This window comes from Brevibacterium sp. CT2-23B (assembly GCF_013168765.1).
In the GTDB taxonomy this organism is placed as follows: Bacteria; Actinomycetota; Actinomycetes; order Actinomycetales; family Brevibacteriaceae; genus Brevibacterium; species Brevibacterium sediminis.
In genome coordinates, this window is record NZ_JABBYK010000002.1 from 166,386 (window position 1) to 187,558 (window position 21,173).

Annotated in this window: 18 protein-coding genes; 16 read left to right on the plus strand and 2 right to left on the minus strand. The window is 58.6% G+C overall.

Annotation, left to right across the window (positions count from 1 at the left end; genetic code table 11):
* Window positions 1-75 precede the first annotated feature (75 nt).
* From HIM68_RS05885 to HIM68_RS05930, 10 genes are all read left to right on the plus strand, one after another.
* Window positions 76-1,149 (plus strand): aldo/keto reductase, encoded by a 1,074-nt coding sequence (locus HIM68_RS05885; RefSeq protein WP_172170600.1) that lies wholly within the window; start codon window positions 76-78, stop codon window positions 1,147-1,149.
* A gap of 48 nt (window positions 1,150-1,197) precedes the next feature.
* Complete coding sequence (locus tag HIM68_RS05890; protein WP_172170602.1) at window positions 1,198-1,422, plus strand: DUF2795 domain-containing protein; 225 nt, start codon at window positions 1,198-1,200, stop codon at window positions 1,420-1,422.
* A 60-nt stretch (window positions 1,423-1,482) separates the two neighbouring features.
* The gene (locus HIM68_RS05895; RefSeq protein WP_172170604.1) at window positions 1,483-1,866 is read left to right on the plus strand and encodes a DUF2267 domain-containing protein; all 384 of its coding nucleotides are present in this window, start codon (window positions 1,483-1,485) and stop codon (window positions 1,864-1,866) included.
* Between the two features lie 192 nt (window positions 1,867-2,058).
* The gene (locus tag HIM68_RS05900; RefSeq protein WP_172170606.1) at window positions 2,059-2,358 is read left to right on the plus strand and encodes a hypothetical protein; all 300 of its coding nucleotides are present in this window, start codon (window positions 2,059-2,061) and stop codon (window positions 2,356-2,358) included.
* A gap of 70 nt (window positions 2,359-2,428) precedes the next feature.
* Window positions 2,429-3,697 carry a CDP-glycerol glycerophosphotransferase family protein gene (locus HIM68_RS05905; protein ID WP_172170608.1) on the plus strand — a complete coding sequence of 423 codons (1,269 nt, stop codon included), beginning with the start codon at window positions 2,429-2,431 and terminating at the stop codon, window positions 3,695-3,697.
* 103 nt (window positions 3,698-3,800) lie between these two features.
* Window positions 3,801-4,190, plus strand: a complete 390-nt coding sequence (tagD, locus tag HIM68_RS05910; RefSeq protein WP_172170610.1) for a glycerol-3-phosphate cytidylyltransferase — start codon at window positions 3,801-3,803, stop codon at window positions 4,188-4,190.
* A gap of 65 nt (window positions 4,191-4,255) precedes the next feature.
* Entirely contained in the window at window positions 4,256-5,086 is an 831-nt protein-coding gene (locus tag HIM68_RS05915; protein WP_367647447.1) for a CDP-alcohol phosphatidyltransferase family protein, read from the plus strand.
* Window positions 5,083-6,006 (plus strand): glycosyltransferase family 2 protein, encoded by a 924-nt coding sequence (locus HIM68_RS05920; protein WP_172171357.1) that lies wholly within the window; start codon window positions 5,083-5,085, stop codon window positions 6,004-6,006. The genes HIM68_RS05915 and HIM68_RS05920 overlap by 4 nt, the downstream gene beginning before the upstream one ends.
* A 162-nt stretch (window positions 6,007-6,168) precedes the next feature.
* Window positions 6,169-8,289 (plus strand): acyltransferase family protein, encoded by a 2,121-nt coding sequence (locus HIM68_RS05925; RefSeq protein WP_172170614.1) that lies wholly within the window; start codon window positions 6,169-6,171, stop codon window positions 8,287-8,289.
* A gap of 115 nt (window positions 8,290-8,404) precedes the next feature.
* Window positions 8,405-11,056 carry a hypothetical protein gene (locus tag HIM68_RS05930; RefSeq protein ID WP_172170616.1) on the plus strand — a complete coding sequence of 884 codons (2,652 nt, stop codon included), beginning with the start codon at window positions 8,405-8,407 and terminating at the stop codon, window positions 11,054-11,056.
* A 229-nt stretch (window positions 11,057-11,285) separates the two neighbouring features.
* Here HIM68_RS05930 and HIM68_RS05935 read toward each other — a convergent pair whose 3' ends face one another.
* A complete protein-coding gene (locus tag HIM68_RS05935; protein WP_172170618.1) occupies window positions 11,286-11,624 on the minus strand; it encodes a hypothetical protein in 339 nt (112 codons plus the stop codon).
* 240 nt (window positions 11,625-11,864) lie between these two features.
* Here HIM68_RS05935 and HIM68_RS05940 point away from each other — a divergent pair, with 240 nt between their 5' ends.
* Window positions 11,865-12,983 carry a glycosyltransferase gene (locus HIM68_RS05940; RefSeq protein WP_172170620.1) on the plus strand — a complete coding sequence of 373 codons (1,119 nt, stop codon included), beginning with the start codon at window positions 11,865-11,867 and terminating at the stop codon, window positions 12,981-12,983.
* Between the two features lie 76 nt (window positions 12,984-13,059).
* Here HIM68_RS05940 and HIM68_RS19300 read toward each other — a convergent pair whose 3' ends face one another.
* Window positions 13,060-14,340: a CDP-glycerol glycerophosphotransferase family protein gene (locus HIM68_RS19300; protein ID WP_367647448.1), complete on the minus strand. Its 1,281-nt coding sequence runs from the start codon at window positions 14,338-14,340 to the stop codon at window positions 13,060-13,062.
* Window positions 14,341-14,769: 429 nt separating this feature from the next.
* On the opposite strand from HIM68_RS19300, the gene HIM68_RS05950 reads away from it, so the two are divergent.
* The 5 genes from HIM68_RS05950 to HIM68_RS05970 all read left to right on the plus strand — a co-directional run bounded on the left by HIM68_RS05950 (window position 14,770) and on the right by HIM68_RS05970 (window position 21,073).
* Window positions 14,770-16,365 carry a CDP-glycerol glycerophosphotransferase family protein gene (locus tag HIM68_RS05950; RefSeq protein WP_367647449.1) on the plus strand — a complete coding sequence of 532 codons (1,596 nt, stop codon included), beginning with the start codon at window positions 14,770-14,772 and terminating at the stop codon, window positions 16,363-16,365.
* Complete coding sequence (locus tag HIM68_RS05955) at window positions 16,347-17,069, plus strand: 2-C-methyl-D-erythritol 4-phosphate cytidylyltransferase (RefSeq protein ID WP_172170624.1); 723 nt, start codon at window positions 16,347-16,349, stop codon at window positions 17,067-17,069. Before HIM68_RS05950 ends, HIM68_RS05955 begins: the two co-directional genes overlap by 19 nt.
* Window positions 17,059-18,168 carry an NAD-dependent epimerase/dehydratase family protein gene (locus HIM68_RS05960; protein WP_172170626.1) on the plus strand — a complete coding sequence of 370 codons (1,110 nt, stop codon included), beginning with the start codon at window positions 17,059-17,061 and terminating at the stop codon, window positions 18,166-18,168. Before HIM68_RS05955 ends, HIM68_RS05960 begins: the two co-directional genes overlap by 11 nt.
* A gap of 100 nt (window positions 18,169-18,268) precedes the next feature.
* Entirely contained in the window at window positions 18,269-19,687 is a 1,419-nt protein-coding gene (locus HIM68_RS05965; protein ID WP_172170628.1) for a polysaccharide pyruvyl transferase family protein, read from the plus strand.
* A gap of 27 nt (window positions 19,688-19,714) precedes the next feature.
* Entirely contained in the window at window positions 19,715-21,073 is a 1,359-nt protein-coding gene (locus HIM68_RS05970) for a polysaccharide pyruvyl transferase family protein (RefSeq protein ID WP_172170630.1), read from the plus strand.
* Window positions 21,074-21,173: the final 100 nt, after the last annotated feature.

Sequence of the window (21,173 nt, forward strand, 5' to 3'; positions counted from 1 at the left end):
CCTCACCGTTCTGGAATCGTGAGGGCACAGTCCGCACACGTGCTCACCCGACGATATGGCGAGGAGGAGCTGCTCATGGACTACACCCGACTCGGGAACTCAGGCCTGCGCGTCTCACGGCTGGCTCTGGGGACCATTCCGTTCGGATCCGGTGGCGGATTCGAGAGGATCGCAGGCGTCTGCGGAGATGACGCTCGACGCCAGTTCCGCGAGGCTCTGGACCGTGGAGTGAACTTCATCGATACAGCCAACCTCTATTCGGCCGGGGACGCGGAAAGAGTCCTCGGCGAGATCATGGGCGACAAACGCGATGAAGTCATCCTCACCTCCAAGGCGCGGATGCCCACCGGAGAAGGCCCGAACGACTCCGGGGCAAGCAGACTGCATCTGACGCGAGCAGTCGAGGACAGTCTGCAACGACTGCGCACAGATCATCTCGATCTGCTCTACATCCATCAATGGGACGGGCAGACGCCGATCACGGAGACCATCGCCACCGTCAACGAGATGATCCGGGCCGGGAAGATCCGGTATTGGGGAGTCTCGAACTTCAGTGCCTGGCAGCTGACGAAAACCGTCTACGAAGCGCAGCTGGCGGGCCTCGAAGGCCCGATCTCCCAGCAGGTGTACTACACCCCCGAGGCTCGCGAGATCGAATACGAGATGATCCCGGCCGCCCGCGACCTCGGCGTGGCGACGTTCGGCTGGAGCCCTCTGGGCGAAGGTCTCCTCAACGGGAAGGTCAGACGTGGCCGGCAGACGCCCTCGGACACTCGCCAGGGAACTGGTTGGCCAGAACCCCATGTCGCTGATTGGAAGCGGGCCTATGATCTCATCGAACTCTTCGCTCAGATTGCGAACGAGTTGGACTGGTCGATCCCGCAGGTCGTGATCTCCTGGATCCTTGATCGGCCGGGCGTGGACGGCACGGTGATCGCGGCTCGGAAGTTCGACCATCTCACTGAGGACCTCGACGCCGCTGAGCTGACGCTTCCGGCAGACGCCCGGGATCGGATCACTGTGGCGTCTCAGCTGCCTGCCTTCTATCCGCATTGGCACAGAATGATGACAGCGCAGGACCGCCCCGAACCCGCCGAGGCTGAGTTCCACGTCGAGCAGCGTCGCCATGTCTTCGGAAACGAGCAATAGTTCAACGCGACAACACAGATATCAATCACAGATGAAGGAGAACCACCGATGACCACACGTGACGAACTCCGTGCAGAGAAGGCCCTGCAGGGGATGGAATTCCCCGCCTCGAAGACCGAGCTCATCGACTATGCGACCGAACGCTCGGCCACTGCGAAGACACTTCAGGCTCTGCAAGCTCTGCCGGATCGACAGTTCGAGAACAAGGACGAGGTCGTCGAAGCAGTCCCGCAGGAGCCCGAAGGCGACGCACCCGGAGGGGTCCACCGATGAGATCGGCCAGCGCACTGACGACGTGACAGAAGACTGCGAATCGGAAGAAGGTGCTTGAACATGCGCAGTGATGAGTTCCTCAAAAACGTCACCGAAACCGGCGGACCCGGCGATCCTGAAAGCGCCGCCGTCGTGACCAGGACGGTATTGGATAACCTCGGCAAACAGCTCAAAGGCGGAGAGGCGGCGGATCTGGCCGCCCAGCTTCCTGCCGAACTGCAGGAGCCGCTCCAACGGCACGGCTCGGAAGCGCCGCTGACCGACGACGTCGATGATTTCCTCCGTCGTCTGGCTGATCATCTGGGCGAGGGCGTCGGCCCCGATACAGCGAGAGTCTACGCGCGTGCGGTGCTCTCGACGCTTGACGCCGCAGTCTCCGAGGGCGAGGTCGACGATCTCCGCTCACAGCTGCCCGCAGGCTTTGCACCGCTGTTCGAAGGTTGATCTCTGCGTCGCCCCTCATTCTGGTGAAGGCACGGTCTGCGCCGGAGTGAGGCGCGATCTGTCTCTGGCGACATGGCCGCCCCTGAAACCGACGGCGCGAACACTAGCGTGATGAATGATTCCCGAGGCCCTCTGGCAGGGCACAGCGGGCGAGCCCCCATCCGATCTTTCGAGGGCTACGAATACGAGAGTATGGACAGAGCCATTCAGTCAAGAGGGGCAAAGCTGGCCGAGGTGATCGACTACTGGAAGCTCTCCCTCGAAGGAGTCTGGTTGCACAGCGTCAGTTTGGGCAGTGAGCTGAGCGAGCTGGAAATCGATGCCTATCTCCACGGAGTCTTCGGGCTCTCCGGCTATCAGCACGACATCATTGCGCAGGCCGTCAATGAACTCATCGGCATGTTGCCGGATCCACCTCGGGCATCCTTCAGCACCGAGCCTGATCTCGACGAGGTTGAGCCCTTGGCTCCGGATGACGACTTCGGGGCGTAGCTGACCGCGATTAAGTAGGAACGGAGGTCGAGTTCAGGTCGGACACAGATAGGCATGCACAATAGTGGGCATGACCTTTCTTCCGGCAGATTTGCCGCATACCGCGGTTCGTGGCGCCAACTTCGCGCAGTCAGTGGCGAAACTCGCTGCGCAGAGACTGCGTGAGCGCGTTCGCGAGTCTCGGCTGTCTGATGAATTCCATCCTCACGACGACGACGAGTTCGTGGCAGCTGCCTACTTTGCAGGGGATCTCAGTTCGGTCTATCAGCTGGAACAGTGGCTGTGGCCATTCGCGCAGCTTGAGGCTCGACTCAAAGAGCTCGGTCACGGTGATCGACCCTTCGGCATCATGGTCCGGAATGCCTTGGTCGCCAAACATCTGAAGGGTGTCACCTCTTTTCCAGTTCGCTTCTCACGACTGACAAAGGGACTGGACGAGTTCATGCAGTCGCCAAGCCTGAGAGCGGTGTTCTATGTCAACCAGGGAACGAGTAACTTTCAGGCGCTGCGTTATCCTGAACCGGCTCATGTGCACCTCAGCCATGGTGAGAGCGAGAAGATCTCGATGATCTCCAATCAGCTCAAAGGCTATGACTACGTCTTCACCGCCGGTCAAGCCGCCAGACAGAGGATTGAGCAGACGCTCTACGGCTTGGGCAAAGATCGCATGTTCGATGTCGGTCGACCTCAGCTGGATCGCCCGCGTTCCGTTCCTCGCGAGTGGAAAGAGTTCAAGACGAAGAATCCTGATGGCAAAGCGGTCTTCTACGCGCCGACGTGGGAAGGTGATTCCCCATCGATGGCCTACGGAACCATCGCTTACAACGGAGAACAGATCGTCACTTCGCTGCTGGAAGCTGGCTATCGGGTGATCTTCCGACCGCATCCACGTACCGGAGTGATGCGTGAAGATTTCGGTAAAGCCGCAGAAAACGTGGCGGAGATCGTCGAATCTGACCCTCGTGGATTCCTTGACGAAAGTTCGGACGTTTCTTGGCAATTGTATGAAGCTGATCTTGCCGTAGTCGAGATGTCGTCGGTGGCATTCGACTGGCTCGCGTCCGGGAAGCCGCTTGTGATGGTCAAGCCCCATGAACCGGCCGCGGAGGTGCTCGAGGGAGGTCTTCTGGATCGATGTCCGGCAGTCGACCCGATGAACAGGCAAGGAGTTGTCGATCTCATCGAAGAGGCCGAAGCGCAAAGTGGGTTGGTCGCTGAATTGGCTCAGTTCTATTTAGGCGACACAGCCGCCGGTGAGCAGACTTCACGGTTCATCCAGTCGAGTGAACAAGTGATCAGAAATCGCTCGGAGGAACGTCGTTTGAAGCACGCTGAGTGAGCCGTGTGACATTTTCTTAACTTGAAGTAACAGAATGATAAACTAACGCGGAACTAATTCTGCGGCTCACGAGGTGAGCTTTGACCTCTGGACGGAATCAGCAATGAAACGAGTCATCACGTACGGAACTTTCGACCTGCTCCATTACGGGCATATTCGACTGCTCCAACGGTGCAAAGATCAAGGTGATTATCTTGTGGTTGCGCTATCCAGTGACGAGTTCAATGCTGGCAAGGGCAAGAAGTCGTACTTCTCCTATGAAGAGCGCAAACACATGCTCGAAGCGATCCGCTATGTCGATCTCGTCGTTCCGGAGGACAACTGGGAGCAGAAATCTACGGATATCGATAAGTACCATATCGACACTTTCGTCATGGGGGACGACTGGACCGGGAAGTTCGACTTCCTCAAAGACAAGTGCGAAGTCGTCTATCTGGAACGCACGCCCGAGATCTCGACAACGCGGATCAAGAGCGAGCTGGGCAAGTCCTGACAGCAGCGGCGTGAACTTCGCGCTATCGTTGCTGGACATCATCCATGGATCTGAGAGGAACGGACGTGCCCGAAAAGTCTTCGGCGAAACATCCGACACTGTCGGAGCTTCGGGCGAAAGCACAGCCGATCGAGGTTCGCAGTCGCAAGAATGCGGAACATTGGTCGGCGCAGCTCTACCTCCGCCATATCTCGATCTATTTCACGATGCTGCTCGTACGCACGAGGATCAGCGCCAACGGCGTCACCGGCCTGATGATCTTGGCCGGTTGGTGCATCGCATTGAGCCTTCTGATTCCGGGCATCTGGGGAGCTGTCCTTGCTGTCTTCTTCTCGCAAGTCCAGATGTACATCGACTGCTGTGACGGTGAGGTCGCCCGATGGCGCGGAACCAGCGGCGCCAAAGGTGTGTTTCTGGACAAGGTCGGCCACTATACGACCGAGGGCCTGGTTGCGGTTGCGCTCGGAATCCGAGCTGTGGGGGAGTGGAACAATCTGATCGACGACCCCGCCGGTTCCTACCCGCTCCTGCTTGCCGGAACGGTTCTGGCGGGATTGGTACTTCTCAACAAAGCCCTCAACGACATGGTTCACGTCTCCCGTGCATTCAACGGACTCGATAAGCTCGCGGATTCGAAGGAAGCCACAGCGCTGAACCCTGGAGTTGTTGCCACTCTCAAACGAATCGCTCGGTTCGTGCCTTTCCACCGCATATTCCACTCGGTGGAGATGTCATTGATGGCACTGGCGGCGAGTATCGTCACCGCGATAGCAGTATCGGCAGGAGCTGAGCCTCTATTCGGCGAACGGTGGCTCGTCCTCATCATGGCTCCGCTGTGCCTGCTCTCCGTCATCGGCCACTTCATGTCGATCATGGCATCAAGGAGGCTGTCATGAGTGAGTCATCGAGGATCCTCTCCCAGCGAATCGAAGACAATCGACGTTACACCTTCGGCGTTGTCGTTCTCAGCCAAGGTAAGCGGCTGGACGACCTCAACCGTGGATTCGAGTCACTGCTGGCGCAGAAGGGCGTCGATCTCGACATCGTCTGCGTAGGAAACGGCTGGGAGCCGGAAGGCATACCGGACCAGGTCAAGAAACTGGGATTGCCAGAGAACCTCGGAATCCCTGCCGGCCGCAATGCCGGAGTCCCTCACGTCGACGGCGAGTTCCTGTTCTTCCTTGACGATGACGCATGGCTGCCGGACGACACCTCGCTGATGCGCATGGCACAACTGATGCGGACTAAACCGCAGATCGGACTGATCCAGCCAAGGGTTGAGGAGCCCGGTGGGCCAGATGCACCGAAACGGTGGATTCCCAGACTGAAGAAGGGAAGCGCCGACCATTCATCGAATGTGTTCTCGGTGTGGGAAGGCGCAGTCTGCATGCAGCGCCGGGCCTTCGACGAGTGCGGTGGATGGCCGGCACCGTTCTGGTACGCGCACGAGGGAATCGAGCTCGCGTGGAGGGTCTGGGACGCCGGCTACATCGTCTGGTACATGGGTGACCTCGCCGTCGCCCACCCGGTGATCGACCCGAGGCGCCACGACGAATACTTCTACATGAATGCGAGAAACCGAGTTTGGCTGGCGCGGCGTAATCTGCCGTGGCCGTTCAGCTGGGCCTATGTGGGTTCATGGACATTGATGCAGTTCATCAAGTGGGCCAATAAGCCTCACCAACTCAAAGCGTGGATGGAAGGATGGCGCGCCGGATGGCGTCTCGACCCGTGGGGTCAAGACGAAGACAGGCAGAAGCTGTCAAGAAGGGGCGTGCTTCGAATGTCCCGGCATGGCCGGCCGCCGATCGTGTGACTTCACGCTGCCATGGCGGAACGGCGCGCATCGTTACAGCAGTAATCAGACTGGGGATTCTCCGGAGAGCATGCTGTCTGCTGCGTACGAAAGAAGCGAGAAATGACAGGGACCACAGTCGGGTCCGAACCAACCGGCTGAGAAACTGAGTGGAGCCGATTGATGCAGTCGACAGCCCCCGTCGCTGAATACTCCCCGCAGAGGTCGAGCGTGCCCAAATCCTCGGGCTTCCGTTCCGATATCCAGGGGCTGCGAGCCCTGGCCGTGGGTATCGTTCTGCTCTATCACCTGTGGCCCGATCGGTTCGTCGGCGGGTTCGTCGGAGTCGACGTCTTCTTCGTCATCTCCGGCTTTTTGATCACCAGCCACCTCATCAAGTCCCCGCCACAGAGTTGGGGGGACGTGGCAAAGTTCTGGGCACGACGGGTCCGGCGGCTGCTGCCGGCATCCCTGCTCGTCCTCTTCCTCGTCGGCATCGCAACCTTCTTGGTTGCTCCACAATCAATCTGGGCCGACACCGGACGCCAGATCCTTTCCGCAGGGCTCTACGTCGTCAATTGGGACTTTGCCGTATCCAGCGTCGACTATCTGGCCGCCGACAATGCTCCGTCGCCGGTCCAGCATTTCTGGTCGCTGTCGGTCGAGGAACAGTTCTATTTCGTCTGGCCGATGATCATCGGCTTGGCTTTCCTCGTAGGGACGAAACTCGGACGGTCCAAGAAGTTCGTCGGATTCACCGTTCTCGGGATCTTCCTGGCCTCGTTCGTCTTCTCTGTTTGGTACACCGCCAACGAACCTGCAATGGCCTACTTCATCACCCCAACCCGGATGTGGGAACTGGCCACCGGCGGCCTCGTCGCCGTCTTCGTGCTCTATGTTCGACCAGAACGGCTTCCATTCAGTTCAGTGCTCGGGTGGATCGGTCTCGCCGGAATTGTGGCTGCCACCTTCCTCATCCGCGCAGACATGCCGTTCCCCGGCTACATCGCGCTGGTCCCGGTGGTGTCGACTGCACTCGTCATCCTCGCCGACTCCCGGGGCCGGGCGTCTGTGCTTCCACTGTTGTCACTGCGTCCGGTGCGCTTCCTCGGTGACATCTCGTATTCCGTCTATCTCTGGCATTGGCCCCTCATCGTCCTCGTGCCGTACCTCTCGGCCAAGCTCGGACGCTCCGAGAGTCTCGGCGTCCTGGACAATATCGCCATCATCTTGGTCTCGATCATCGCGGCCTGGGCTTCGACAACCTGGGTCGAGAACAGATTCCGCAAGTCGTCGTTCTTCAGCAGTTCGAAGAAGACATTCGCGTTCGCAGCCTTGGCGATGGCGCTCGTCGCCGCACTGGGACTCAGCCAGATGGTCATCGCCAACACCATCGTCGAGCAGAACGAAGACAAACTGCAGGCCCAGTTGGACGATCCCGACTCCTGCCTCGGCGCAGGGATTCTCCTACCCAACGCAAAGGACAATCCCAACTGCGAAGACAAGGATTCGCTGCAGATGGAGCCCGCTGCGGCGAAGAAAGACAAGTCAAAAGCCTACGCGGATGGCTGTTGGGCCAGTGCGCCATACGCAAGCAAACCGGAATGCACCTATGGCGACGGGTCGAAACATGTCGCACTCGTCGGAAATTCGCATGCCGGTCATTGGCTGCCGACCCTCGAGCGTTTGGCCGATGAACAAGATCTGACGATCACCACTTTCCTCGCCTCGAACTGCAGCATTTCTACCCTGCCTCAGGACCTGTCGACGCAGGACGAAACCAAGGGGTGTCAGGAATACGCCGAATGGGTCTCGAAACGAACGACCGAAGGAGGCTTCGACGCAGTCATCACCTCCGAGCGGCAGTCCACGCCGCTGGAAGGTATGGACTGGGAAGAAACAGAGAAGAAGGCGCCTGAAGGACATCGTGAGATCCTGCAGCGCTGGGTCGATGCTGATTTGGATGTTGTGGTCATTCGGGATACCCCATACCCAGGCGGGGCAGGTGTCACCGTGCCGGATTGCGTTGCCAAGCATGAAGACGACCTCGAAGAGTGCTCCGGAACTCCGGAATCATGGCACTGGATGGATCCGCTCGCGGCCTCCGCGAAGACCATAGACTCGAAGAAGATGTCGGTCATCTACCCCCAAGACTGGTTCTGCCCCGAGGGGCGCTGCGAGCCTGTCATCGGCGGCGTCATCACCTATTTCGACACCGCCCATATCACCGCGACCTATGCGCAGACTCTTGCCCCGCAATTCGACGCAAGCCTCCGCAAGACGGGCCTCGGCACCTTCGATTGAGACCTATGCGGTTCAACGAACTGACAGTCAAGTCGTATACCGTGTGCCTGATTGCTCTTGACCACCGACTGCTACGAACGACCGATCACCGAAACCTCTGCAAAGGATTGAACGAGTGACCACTGGACGAAACGCTGCCGACCGATACTTCAGCAAGGGACGCGAACTGGTGAAGCCAGTCGTCCACGGAATCGCCCGTCGTGCACTGCCCGTGGTCGAGCGGGCCTCCGGGACGAAGTACGTGCGCGAGCGCGCATCCGGCGGCACCGGCAAGTCGTCCGGCAAACCGAAGAAAATCGCGACCGAGACCGCTCGCGCCTACCGGAAACTGGCAACAGGATTGCGCGGAGCGACAGCAGAGGACATCGACGGATGGACCGTTGCGCCGTCGACCCGAGAGGTCGACACCAAGGCACGGCAACTGGCACGCCTCAAGGCGCACGCGGCATTGTCCGAGGCCCTGACTCAGGGATCGTCGTTCGGTCCCGCAGCTGTGCAGGTCGGCCGGTCACTCGTCGCTGCCGGGCACCTGGCTGACACCGTGTCGATCGGGCTCAACCTCCGCAGCAATCCCTCCACCGAGGAAGCCGGTAGGGTTCTCCTAGGCATGGCTTACCAGCGGTCATCGGACTCCGAGGTTGCCTGGGCGCAGTTTGAGAAGATCGATGACCGGGACATCATCGTTGCGGCCGCCGAGGAGTATTACCCAACCGCGATCGACACGCTCGGACACGACGCAATCCCGATCCTGGAGAGTGCGGACGAATCGGGCGAGACTAGACGGTGGAGTGCGAAGGCAGTGCTGCGCACCGCCGAATCGGCCTTCTGCATTGACGCTTTCGACCATGTCCGGACTCTTGTCGAAACGCGTCTCGACCAGATGGATGACGAGGCGGATCCGGCCGTGCGCTACGAACTCAACCGCATGCGCGACTGGCTCCCGGGAGGAAAACACCTCGAATCGCTTCCGACGACTGCCGGCAAGCGCAACTTCGGTGTCCTCAGCTACGACCAGCCGGGGATCCGTTCGCGTAACATCGGCGACTACATCCAGACGATCGCGTCGATCGGCCATCTTCTGCGGTACGAAAATCTCAGCTTCTCGGGTGACCAGGGACTGACCGAGCTCTTCAAGAAGTTCCGCAGGTCAGTCAAAGAGGAACGAAAGTACGATGGACCTGAAGCTGAGCTCAACCTCGTCGAGGTCTATCGAGACGGCAACGTCTATCAGGACATTCCGGAAGACACCTGGTACATCGCCTTCGGCTGGTACATGCACGACATCTTCGGTAAGTCGTTCAACATCCCGTTCCACCCGAATCTCCGCCCGATCCTGCTGTCCGTGTTCGTGCGCTACCCCGAGATGCTCACTCCCGAAGCCATCGCCTACCTCAAGAAGTACGGACCGGTCGGTTGCCGCGACTGGCAGTCCGTCGCCGTGCTGCGCGCAGTCGGCGTGCCCGCATTCTTCTCCGGATGCCTGACGACGACGGTCGACACTCTCTTCCCTGCGCCCTCACCCGACCGTCGCTCGGGAACGCTGCGAGTCGATTGGACGAAGGACAACAAGGGGCCGAAGAAGAAGCAGACCGTCACCGCGATCCGCGACAAATCGTTCCCGGAGAACCTGGAACTCGCACGCAACTGGGTTGCTGACTATGCCTACAAGTACAAGCACGTCCTCACTTCCCGCCTGCACGCGAATCTGCCGGCACGATCGGTCGGTGCCGACGTCGACTTCGAACCTAAGAACAAGTCCGATTCGCGGTTCGGCGGACTCATCGGCATCGACGCTGCCGAGTTCGATGCCATTCGCAATGGAATCCTCGATAAGCTCTCGGTGCTGCTGCCCCTCATCGCAACGGGCGCATCCGAAGACGAGATCTACGCGAAGTGGGTCGAGATCACGGCAGACGCGATGGCATTGGCTGACGAGTACCTGGCCACTGCCGAACTACCCGTCGCGGAAAGCAGGTCCGTTGTCTCGGCGCTGAACGGGATCGAACGGCCCGTACCCGAAGCGCAGGTCACCGACATTTTCATGACCGTTGAGAAGGGCGAGGCGCCTTTGGTTGGGCAGGCTCTCCGCAGTATCGAGACCCACACGGGAGCCGCATACAGAGTGTGGCTGCCGAACGGTGCGTTGACGTCAACCGAGGTCGACGAGATCCGAGGCGAGCTCACCCAGGGGAGCATCGACATCCTTCCGGCGGTGGGATTGGGCGACGAGAAGAACACGTCTGAAGTTCTGTCTGCCGTTCTGCCTGCGCTGTTTGCGGACCATGAGCGTGTCGTCGTTGTGCCTGCGGCCGCCGAGGTATCCGCAGACATCACCGAGCTCTCGACCGTCGACTTCAAGGACACGCTGCTGGCTGCGAAACATGACGTCAGGAAGAATCGCTCCAGCGGTCTCACACTGATGCGGCGGATCGCGAGCTCGTTCGGTGACGATCACACGGGCGCCCTCGACTTCGTTTTCGCCAGCCACGCAGGGATGAGCGAAGACTTCGTGCCGTTCGATCCGCAGATTGCCGTGCTCAATCTGGCTCGACTGCGCAGCGAAGATGTCGTGGAACGAGTCCTCGGTCTCGTGCAGCAGAATGGCCTCAGCTATATCGAGGCGATGCAGATGATCGTGAGAGAACGGTATGCCGACCTCGGCGATGACTGGAACATCCAAGCCCAGTGGGAGGCATCGGACGTTCCCAAGATCGTCAATTGGCGCCGTCAGGCTCGCCACTTCGGCCATATGGCACTGACGCGCTGATTGCCCGTTTGTCGTCGATGAGCTTTGAGGAAAGGTACCACTTGTGAGATTGCAAGCCCGAACGAACCCAAACGGCAACAGCCGGGACGTTGAACCAGACGGTCCCGCATTTGGGACCGACGCAGTCCACGTATACAACGTGCTCTGGGGCATTCCGGAGTCCATGGGCGGCATGACGACGGCTGCGCTGCGTCGGGTTCGGAGCTTCCAGAACTTTGGCAGCCCGCTGTCACAGACCATTCTCACGTTCAGTCCGCGCATGGAGACAGATGAGATCAGGGATCGTCTGATCGCACAGGGGAAGATGCGAGAGGACGTTGAACTGGTCAATATCTGGCAGGATCTTCGAGGACGAAGCGAAGCCGAACTGGCCCGCCTTGAGGGTGAGCCCCCGAGGATGCCGATCCCCGACGAAGACGGCGAACTCGAGAACATCACCGCTTTCTACGACGTGTTCCGAAACTCGCGGACCGGTCGTGTCATCCGGCGCAACTACCTGCGGGGCGACGGAAGTCTGCTGCTTGCTGACATTGAGGATCCGAAACTGGGCAGACGGTTCATCCTGCATTCTCCGGCGGGGGAGCCGATGGTCGAATGGTGTCGTCCGCGCGATTTCTACAATGCGTGGATCACAGCGACCGTGACGAAGTCGCCGGCAGCTGTCATCGTCGATGACAAGAAGGTCAGTGAATTCATCCATGAGATCTCTGACCGTGACTTCGCGCTCATCCTTTTCCTCCACGGAAGTCATCTCCGTCGACCGTGGAACGGCGATCACGGGCAGCCACTGAGGGCTCGTACGGATACGATGCGCAACTTCGACCGATTCGACATCGTCGGAGTACAGACACAACAGCAGGCCGAAGCAATTCGAGCGATGGGCTTCTCCGGCGACAACATCGGGTTGCTGACTGGGGAGCTGCCGCAAGGATCAGTCGTCTCTGATCCACCGATGCGGCGAGACATGGGGAATGCTGTAATGGTCGCGAACCTCATTGACCTCAAACGCATCGAGCACCCGATTCGCGCGGTCGCGAAGCTGCGCGACCGCGGTATAGCAGTCTCCCTGACCGTGCTCGGAGAGGGACCCGCAAGGCCGAAGCTTGAAACCCTCATCGATGAACTCGACCTCGGCGATCGCGTCGCACTGCCTGGGTACGTCAATGATGTGCATGAACGATTGACGTCGGCGTCGTTCTCCACGCTCACCAGCACAAGCGAGGGTCTGCCGCTGTCCCTGCTGGAGGCGATGGGCGCCGGCTGTGTTCCCATCGTCTATGACATCACCTACGGGCCGCAAGATCTCATCGATCAGGGCGATAACGGCTTCATCACGCCGTGGAGCGACATCGACGCACTGGCCGACCAGATAGAGGAATTCCTCTCCCTGGAGCCCAGCGAAGTGGAGTCCATGCGTCGAGCAGCGGTGAGATCCGTCGAACGCTACCTCCCCGAAGCCGGATACCTTCGTTGGCGGAAAGCGTTAGCCGAAATGAGGCTCGCTGATCTCCCAGCGGTCGGCAGCGAATATGAGGTTCCGTCGGTCAGGGCCAGGAAGCTCACCTGCAAACCGATAACGGGAGGATGCAGAGTCGAGGTCGAGATCGGCGGGATCCACAAATCGGTTGCAGAGACACTTCAGTTGGTCGTCGCAGGCAGAGAGCTCAGTACGTTCTTCCTCTGCGACCAGTCCGAGATCTCATTCCGCCGGTTCGGGCACCGAACGGTGCTTACGTTCGACGTGGACGATGAGAGCTTTTCCGAGTCCGCTGGTGAGACATTCGATGTCTTTCTTCGCCGACCCCATGATCTGTGGTCATCGAAGCGGAGAATCAGCACTCCGAAGCGATTCCGCGTCACGACTGCGACAGCCAGAGAATGGTATGCGACGAAGCACGGGAACCTCTCGGTCAGACCTCGGAAGTAATTCGAGCTTCTGGCGTCCGCCTGTTCCGGTGACGCGCTGACCGCGGCGATGACCCGCTGGCCGAGTCCGGCCGCGGCTATTCGTCGTCGGCCTCGGCGTTGACGCTCTCGGTATGGTAGCTCTGCAGCGCAGCCGTACGATCGGCGATCAGCCTGGACACCGCCTCGGTGAACAGAACGGTCGATGATCCGGGTTTGCCGTCGCCGAAATAGTGGCGGCGGAGGTCATGCCTGATCTCTGCAGAAGAATCGCGCACAAGCATCTCTTTGAGCAGTGATTCGACACTTCCGATCGACTCATCGTTGATGAGGGGCGCGGCGCGGCTGATCGGCGCCTCGGCATTGAGTGATTCGGTGTCACTGCGACGGTCGGTGAGCACGAGCGGCTTATCCGGGTGGAGATAGAGGAAGTCGAGTCCGACGCTGGAGATATCGGTGATGAGCAGGTCGACCGTGTCGAACATGCCGAGGATGTCTCCCTGCATGAGCACCTGGTGCTGCTGAGTCTCGTTGGCGATCGACACATTTGCCGCCTCGATGAGGTCGAGGATTCGAGCATTCGCCTCGACCACGTCCGGGTCTTTGGAGGTTTCGACCCGAGGATGGGGTTTGTAGATCAGACGCGCACCGGGAATCCGGAGGGCGGCTTCGACGATCTGCGGACCAAAGCGATCGACCGAGGTGTAGTTGTTCGCATCATTCTCGCCCTCCCATGTGGGCGCATACATGATCGTCCTGGCCGACGAAGGTTCGAGCTCGAGCGGCCTTTCGATATCCAATTGGGGCCGGCCGACTCGGACTAGCTGGGATTCATCAAAGTCGATGAGAGCCCTGCGGTGTCGTTCCACAGCGGCCTCGCCGGCAATGAAGACCTTGTCATAGGCCTTGGCCTGGTTGGACACCATGCTCAGCTTGTCGGACTCACCATGATTGACATGGACATGGACCATCGGAGCGAAGCTGAGCGACTGGAAATTCGTCATTCCGTTGTTGACGTACAGAGCGAGCTTGAAGTCATTGGCGTGGTAGAAGGTCTGCAGAGGATCGAACTTTCGTTTGAACACCACGGGGAGGTGAGTGGTTTCCAACACGCTGGTCAAGGCTGAACCTTTTCGCACGACGATGACGACCCTGTGCTCCTTATGGAGCTGCTCGAGGACCGGGAGCCACTGTTCGAGTTGGTAGAACTTCGAACTGCGGTCGCCGAAGTAGACGACAACTTCGGCTTTGACATAGCTGCCGTCATATTCGTCTTCGAGGCGGTTCCACCGCTCGGTTCCCCTGATCCATTTGCTGGTGCGTTTCCACGCGCTAGAACGCACCGCGGTGCGTGCGACCCATCGGACCGGGTTAGCCACTGTTCGAACTCCTTGCAGTTGTGAATTCGGATTCGCAACGGCTCAATGCCTTAGATGCAACCGACGACTCGGCCAGAATATCGTTTCATGACAGCCCATGAGAACACGAAGCCACCGGCTCGGATGCGGTCCGCGGGCGTGTCGTTTAGTTACCGACTGCCACAGGCAAACTGCTAGGCTATCAACGTTAATTGAGAGTGAACGAGTTGCGTCAGCATTTCAAAATCATGCTGGTGAGGGGAACCTGTGGTAGATGAGCTGACAATTGAAAGAATCTCGTGGGAACGTGTGATTCTGACATTTGTCGTCAGGGTTTCCGGCGATGCCCCTGACTCGTTTTTCCTGACCCCGAACTCGCGACCTTATGAGGTCGAACTCCCGGTTCGTGCAGAACCTCTGGGGGAGGGGCGTTTCGAGCTTACGATCAACGTGACCCAGTTCAATCGTCGTGCTCAGGTTCCCAATGGGACGTACTACCTTGTGGCTCGACGCGGGGAAGAGAACCTTCCTGCCGCGTACCCCTTGGCGAGAGCTGAAGAGCTCGGGGATGCTTCACGAGCATTCGTCTACAACAAGAACTTCTCCGCATACACCGTGACGTTCGGCATCTCAGACGACGAGGCGGCTCCATATTTCCTCATGCGCACGTATTCCTTCGGACGTTCCGGAGGCAAGCCCTCGTCCACCGTGGCACGCCTGAAGTCGAAGGCTCGCAAGAAGTGGACGAAGACCAAGCGGAAGGCTCTGCGCACCGTATTCGCCATCTCTGCTTACAAACGGCCGTCTGACGGAAGCAACATCTTGTTCGCCTCCGAGGCCCGTCCGAACATGCAGGGCAACCTCAAAGCCGTACATGACCGCATGCTCGAACGCGGTCTCGATTCGCAGTTCAACTTCGGTTATTCGTTCCGTACCGGCCGTACCAGCAGCCGCCAGAGTGCGTTTGCGCTGGCCTGGGAGATGGGCAAAGCGAACACCATCCTCATCGATGACTACTTCGCCATCCTCAAGGACCTGGGCAACCGAGACGAACAGAAGATCATCCAGCTGTGGCATGCCGGCAGCGGATTCAAGTCAGTGGGATACAGTCGGTTCGGGCAGTACGGTTCACCGAATCTGCGAAACGCCCATCGCCTCTATTCGTATGCCATCTGCGGTTCCCAGCACTTGCGGGATGTCTACAGCGAAGCTTTCGGCATCGAGAGAGAAGCAGTCCTCGCGACCGGTCTGCCCCGTATCGACGGTTTCCTTAGAGAAGGACGTGCAGAAGCGGTCCTTGTCGACTTCGAGAAGCAGTTCCCGACGGCGAAAGGCAAGAGGAAGATTCTCTTTGCGCCTACTTTCCGCGGTCGCGGCTCTGGAGACGCCCACTACGACTACGACCAGATCGATTTCCGGGAGCTGTACGAGTCGTGCGGCGACGATTCCGTCGTGCTGTTCCGACAGCATCATTTCGTGCCTGATCCGGCTCCGATTCCACAGGAATTCAGCGACCGACTCATCGACGTCGCGTCTTGCCCGGACACCAACGATCTGATGCTCATCTCGGACGTGCTCATCACTGACTACTCGTCGGTCATCTACGAGTATTCGCTGCTCGAGCGCCCGATGATCTTCTTCGCCTACGATCTCGATACCTATTCTGCGACGCGAGGAATGCACAAAGACTACCGGGAAGCCGCCCCGGGAAGCATCGCTACGACCTTCGACGAACTCGTCGAACTGCTCCGCCGTCCCCAGTTGAGCAACGAAGCGACGAAGGAGTTCGTCAAAGAGAACTTCGACTACGTGGACACGAACAACTCCGACCGAGTGATCGACACGCTCATCCTCAGCGAGCCTGCCACGGAACCACAGGTGCCTTCCGAAGACGAAGATCACCGTATGTCCGAACGTGTCGGTGAGGAAGATCCCGGCGCACCCGGGCAAGAAGACCAGCTCAACGACCCGACGGACAACGATTCCGACGGCAGCTATAAGACCGAAGAAGAGGACGAGGAGAACCAATGGCAAACATCGCAGTAGTCTTCGCAGGAGGCGTCGGCGCTCGAATGGCGCACAGCTCACGTCCGAAGCAGTTCCTGGAGATCCACGGCCGACCGGTGATCGTGCACACGCTCGACATCTTCCAGCAGCATCCGGAGATCGACTCGATCGCAGTCGCCATCCTTCCGCAATATCGCGAGCACCTGGAACGCCTGGTCAAACGTTACGAGCTGGACAAGGTGCAATGGATCGTCGACGGAGGGTCGACAGGCCAGGAATCGCGACACAATGCGCTCAAGGTCGTTGCTGAACACAACGACCCGGACAGCATCGTGCTCATCCACGACGGTGTCCGTCCCTTAATCGATGCCGACCTCGTCTCGCGGAACATCGAGAGTGCTCGTGAATTCGGTTCGGCAGTCACCTGTACGAAGATGACAGAGACAGTCGTTGTCGAAGAAGGCGCCGGCATCAAAGAGGTCATTCCTCGGGACCCGTTGTGGACCGCCCAGGCCCCGCAGACATTCCCGCTCAAGGACGTCCTTGCCGGATACGACCGTGCTGTCGCTGAAGGCGAGAACGATTCCATCGACACATGCACGCTCATGAACGGCTTCGGATATAACGTGCACCGAGTCGAAGGTCCGCGGACGAACATCAAAATCACCACTGCCTCGGACTACTATGTTTGCCGGACATTCCTCACTCTCATCGAAGACAGGGAGGCCTTCGGTGGCGAATGAGGGCGGAGCGGTCGCATCTGTTTCGGAAGCAACGGACGTCGTTCTCTTCGACACGCCGGTATTCTCCGAGGACGTCGCACGCATCGCCTCGGCTCGGCTGCCATGGGAACAGTACCGGAATGCGAAGATTCTCGTTACCGGTGCCTCCGGCATGATCCCGATGTACATTGTTGGTTCACTGCTGGCCGCGAACAATGCCTACGACCTCGGACTCCATGTCACGGGAATGGTGCGGAACCGGGACAAGGCAGTAAAGCGATTCGGCTCCGCACTCGAGCGGTCAGATTTCACCCTGCTGGCCAGCGACGTCATCGACACGAAGAGTTTCGAACGCAAGTTCTCGACGATCTTCCACGGCGCCTCGCCGGCTCGACCGAGCTTGCATAAGTCGTCCCCCGTCACGACTCTTAAGGCGAATACCCTCGGGACGATCAACCTCCTTGACGCGCTTGTCGACGCGGGCGGGAAGTCCTTTGTCCTCCTGTCCTCGTCAGAGGTTTACGGGGCGGTGAAAGGCAGTGGCCTTATCAGCGAGGACGACGAGGGAACGTTGCAGCATTTTGCGCCACGCGCCAGTTATTCAGAAGGCAAACGCATCGCCGAGACTGCCCTGGCTGCCTATGCAGATGAGTTCGGTATCAGGGGACTCAGTCTGCGTTTCGGGCATATCTATGGCCCGGGAATGGCTCTCGACGACGGTCGAGTACAAGCGGATTTCCTCGCCGACGTAGTTCGAGGTCGCAATGTGCGGATGATGAGTGCCGGTGCCGCGACCCGGACTTACACGTACGTTGCGGACGCCGTGGAGGGACTGTTCTTCGCCCATCTGCGGAGTGACGAACAGGTCTACAACGTCGCCGATCCCGCTGGGAACATCAGCATCCGTGAACTGGCGGAGACCTTTGCCGCGGCACGGCCAGATAAGAAGCTCGAGCTGGATTTCGTCAATCCAGAAGACGGTCGTTCTTTCTCCCCGGTAGCGTCACTCGGCTTGGACGCTGCCAGGCTCACCGGGCTCGGTTGGGACGCGGGAACTTCGCTTGCCGACGGCGTCTCCCGGACAATACGTGCGTTCGAAGACGGGCCAGTCATCATCTGAGCGAAAGACGCGATGTTTCTTGCACTCACCAGCCGGCACGACGTGCCACAATATCGGTAACGGCGTCGATCGCTGTAACGACGAGGAGACTTGAACGACTATGAGCCCCACCAGAATTCTGTTACTGACAAACCGGGATTCGGACAATGTCGGCGATCAAATCATTGAGGCGACCGTGCTGTCCATCATCAAAGGCGTGATGAAGAATCTCGAATTCAGCACAGATGATTTTGTTATCTCCAGCCGTGCTGCGGGGATCATTTCGAAGAGATATATGGCCACGAAAGATCCGGAGTTGTTGAAAGCGGCTCGTGAAGAAATTTCGAAGGCCGATCTCATCATTTTTGGCGGGGCGCCCCTCTTCAACTATGCTTATCAGAATTTCTATCGTCGTACGATTATCACTCTGGAACTGGCTCAGGAATATGACGTTCCGGTGATCTTCTCGAGCATCGGTGTGGAGAAGTTCGATGCGGCGAACAAAAAAAGCCAGGCTCTCAAGAAGGCGCTTGAACTTCCGGTGGTCCGACAGATCACAACGCGCGATGACATCGAATCACTCCGGAAATATGCCGAAGGATCCGGTACCCCGGTCGCCCACGTTGCCGACCCCGCAGTACTGGCCGATATCGTCTATCGCAAGAAGCCAGAACCTGCCCCGGCGCCTAAGCCAGTGCCGTCCGTCCCCGTGCGAGCGAAGTGGAAACTCAAGCGAATTGTCAAAAGCATTGTCGCCAGGTCACCTGGAGCCAGCGTGGCTCAGCCCGCGACAGCTCCGGTTCAACCAGTTGCTAAGGCGCCAGGTGCTGCGGAACCGAAACCTCAACGTATCGGTCTGGTTGTCACTAGGGCGGGTATCTTCGCTGACAACCGCATCGACTTCAGTGAAGATGATCAGCGCAGATTCTGGCTCGAGACGATCGCACTGCTCGAAGAGAAGGGATACGACTACCGTCTCTTCACCACTGGCCATTTCTCAGATGAGGTGTTCCTCGACACCCTCATCAAGACCTCTGGTATTCCGGCCAAAAAGGCTGCAGTTACGGTGAATTCTCCAGACGAACTCATTCGCGAACTGCGTGGGTGCAACGGGGTCATCGCCTATCGGCTGCATGCGAGCATCACGTCGTTTGCGCTCGGCGTTCCCTCTGTCGGCCTGTCGTGGAACTTCAAGGTGCCGTATTTCTACGAATCCGTGGGCTATGGGGATCGTGCGCTGAGCCCGGAAGAGTGGCAAGCCGAGAAGGTCGTTCCCGCGATCGAGCGAGCGATGAAGGACGGAGTCGTCAAAGACGAAGAATTTCTCAAGTCCGTCTACGACACACTGTTCACAGGGATCCGAGACGTGCTCGCTCCCGGCAATCCTGCAACTCCCTACGAACTCTCAGAGCTCTGGGAAGGGATGCCGCGCCAGTTGGCTACTGGTCCCAAGGGGTACCGGGAGAAAGTCAACCGGAAGTTGCGTCGTACTTACGAGAACTACCAGAAGCTATACGACAAAGCACAGTCAATGGATTGATTGTTAACGCTAGAGAAAGAGCCAAACGTGGCACGCACTGAAGTTCTGCTGCTGACTAACCGAGATTCTGACAATATCGGTGATCAGATTATTGAAGCCTCTGTTATCAGCCTGTTGAAAGCGGCTGCAGAGAACCTTGGAATTGCATCAGATTCGTTCATTATTCGCAGCCGAGCCGCCAGCATCATCAGCAAGAAATACATGAGCACGGGTGACGAGTCTCTGCTCGAGCCGGCTCGACGTGCCATTTCCAGGGCGGACATCATAGTCTTCGGCGGCGCGCCATTATTCAACTACGTCTACCAAGTCTTCTACCGGCGAACTATCCGGACGGTCGAACTTGCCGAGGAGTACGGGGTCCCTGTGCTCTTCTCCAGCATCGGTGTGGAGCCCTACAATGACGCAGACGAACGTTCGCTGGCACTGCAGACTGCACTGAGGAAACCAGTCGTCCGCCAGATCACCACCAGAGACGATCTGGAATCGACACAGAAATACGTTGAGGGGACAGGGACTCCTACGGAGCTCGTGTCTGACCCCGCTGTCTTCGCTAATTCGGTGTTTGAGAAGGTGCTTCCGATTGAAGACCCGCGTGGACGCAGCCGGAAACGTATCGGCCTCGTCGTCACCAGGTCCGGTGTGTTCCCCGACAACGGAATTTCATTCAGCGAAGCTGATCAGCGCGACTTCTGGCTGGGTGTGATCGACGAGCTGAACGCTAGAGGCGACGACTATCGACTTTTCACCACTGGTCATTTCGACGATGAGATCTTCCTCGATTCTCTGGTTCGACACCACGGGGTGCAGGGGAAGAAGGCTGCAGTCACACTCAACTCACCAGAAGAGCTCATCGAACAGCTTCGCAGCTGTGATGGTGTCATCGCCTATCGTCTTCACGCGTCGATCACCTCGTTCGCGTTCGGGATACCTTCGATCGGGCTGACTTGGAACTTCAAGGTTCCAGACTTCTATCGGTCTGTGGGGTATCCGGAACGAGCGCTGGATTCGGCAGATTGGAAGCCGTCCACAGTTCTCAGCGCACTCGACAGAGCAATGAGCGAGGGAGTGGAGAAAGATGACGACTTCATGATCTCGGTCTATCGAACGCTGTTCTCGGGGATGAAGGACATACTGAAGCCTGGAGAACAGATGGAACCCTATTCGCTTGAAGAGCTCCGCGCGAAGTTGCCCCGATATGCGGGAACCTCGCGCAAACAGTACCAGGAAAAGATGCGTCGTAAATTACGCCGTTCTTACGGTTTTTATCAGGACCAGATCCGCAAGAACGTTGCCAGTGATACTGATACGGGACCAAAGAAAACAACGCCTCCGAACTCAGTCGGGCGTGTAATGAAGAAACTGCGCAGTCGATTGACCGGATCATGATGACAGGCTGATTCGTTGCCGCTGATTTTCGGGGCGAATTGGTGAGCGCCCCGTATGCCAGACTATGCAGTGTTAAATAGCAATTTATGCAGAGCGTGAC

What these genes read in the sequence shown, in the direction of transcription:
- HIM68_RS05955 (WP_172170624.1), top strand. Translation starts at nt 16,347, where the DNA reads ATGGCAAACATCGCAGTAGTCTTCGCAGGAGGCGTCGGCGCTCGAATG.
- HIM68_RS05965 (WP_172170628.1), top strand. Translation starts at nt 18,269, where the DNA reads ATGAGCCCCACCAGAATTCTGTTACTGACAAACCGGGATTCGGACAAT.
- HIM68_RS05925 (WP_172170614.1), top strand. Translation starts at nt 6,169, where the DNA reads ATGCAGTCGACAGCCCCCGTCGCTGAATACTCCCCGCAGAGGTCGAGC.
- tagD (WP_172170610.1), top strand. Translation starts at nt 3,801, where the DNA reads ATGAAACGAGTCATCACGTACGGAACTTTCGACCTGCTCCATTACGGG.
- HIM68_RS05905 (WP_172170608.1), top strand. Translation starts at nt 2,429, where the DNA reads ATGACCTTTCTTCCGGCAGATTTGCCGCATACCGCGGTTCGTGGCGCC.
- HIM68_RS05900 (WP_172170606.1), top strand. Translation starts at nt 2,059, where the DNA reads ATGGACAGAGCCATTCAGTCAAGAGGGGCAAAGCTGGCCGAGGTGATC.
- HIM68_RS05935 (WP_172170618.1), bottom strand. Translation starts at nt 11,624, where the DNA reads ATGCAGGATGAACCGTCTGCCCAGTTTCGGATCCTCAATGTCAGCAAG.
- HIM68_RS05940 (WP_172170620.1), top strand. Translation starts at nt 11,865, where the DNA reads ATGCGCAACTTCGACCGATTCGACATCGTCGGAGTACAGACACAACAG.
- HIM68_RS05920 (WP_172171357.1), top strand. Translation starts at nt 5,083, where the DNA reads ATGAGTGAGTCATCGAGGATCCTCTCCCAGCGAATCGAAGACAATCGA.
- HIM68_RS05895 (WP_172170604.1), top strand. Translation starts at nt 1,483, where the DNA reads ATGCGCAGTGATGAGTTCCTCAAAAACGTCACCGAAACCGGCGGACCC.
- HIM68_RS05885 (WP_172170600.1), top strand. Translation starts at nt 76, where the DNA reads ATGGACTACACCCGACTCGGGAACTCAGGCCTGCGCGTCTCACGGCTG.
- HIM68_RS05890 (WP_172170602.1), top strand. Translation starts at nt 1,198, where the DNA reads ATGACCACACGTGACGAACTCCGTGCAGAGAAGGCCCTGCAGGGGATG.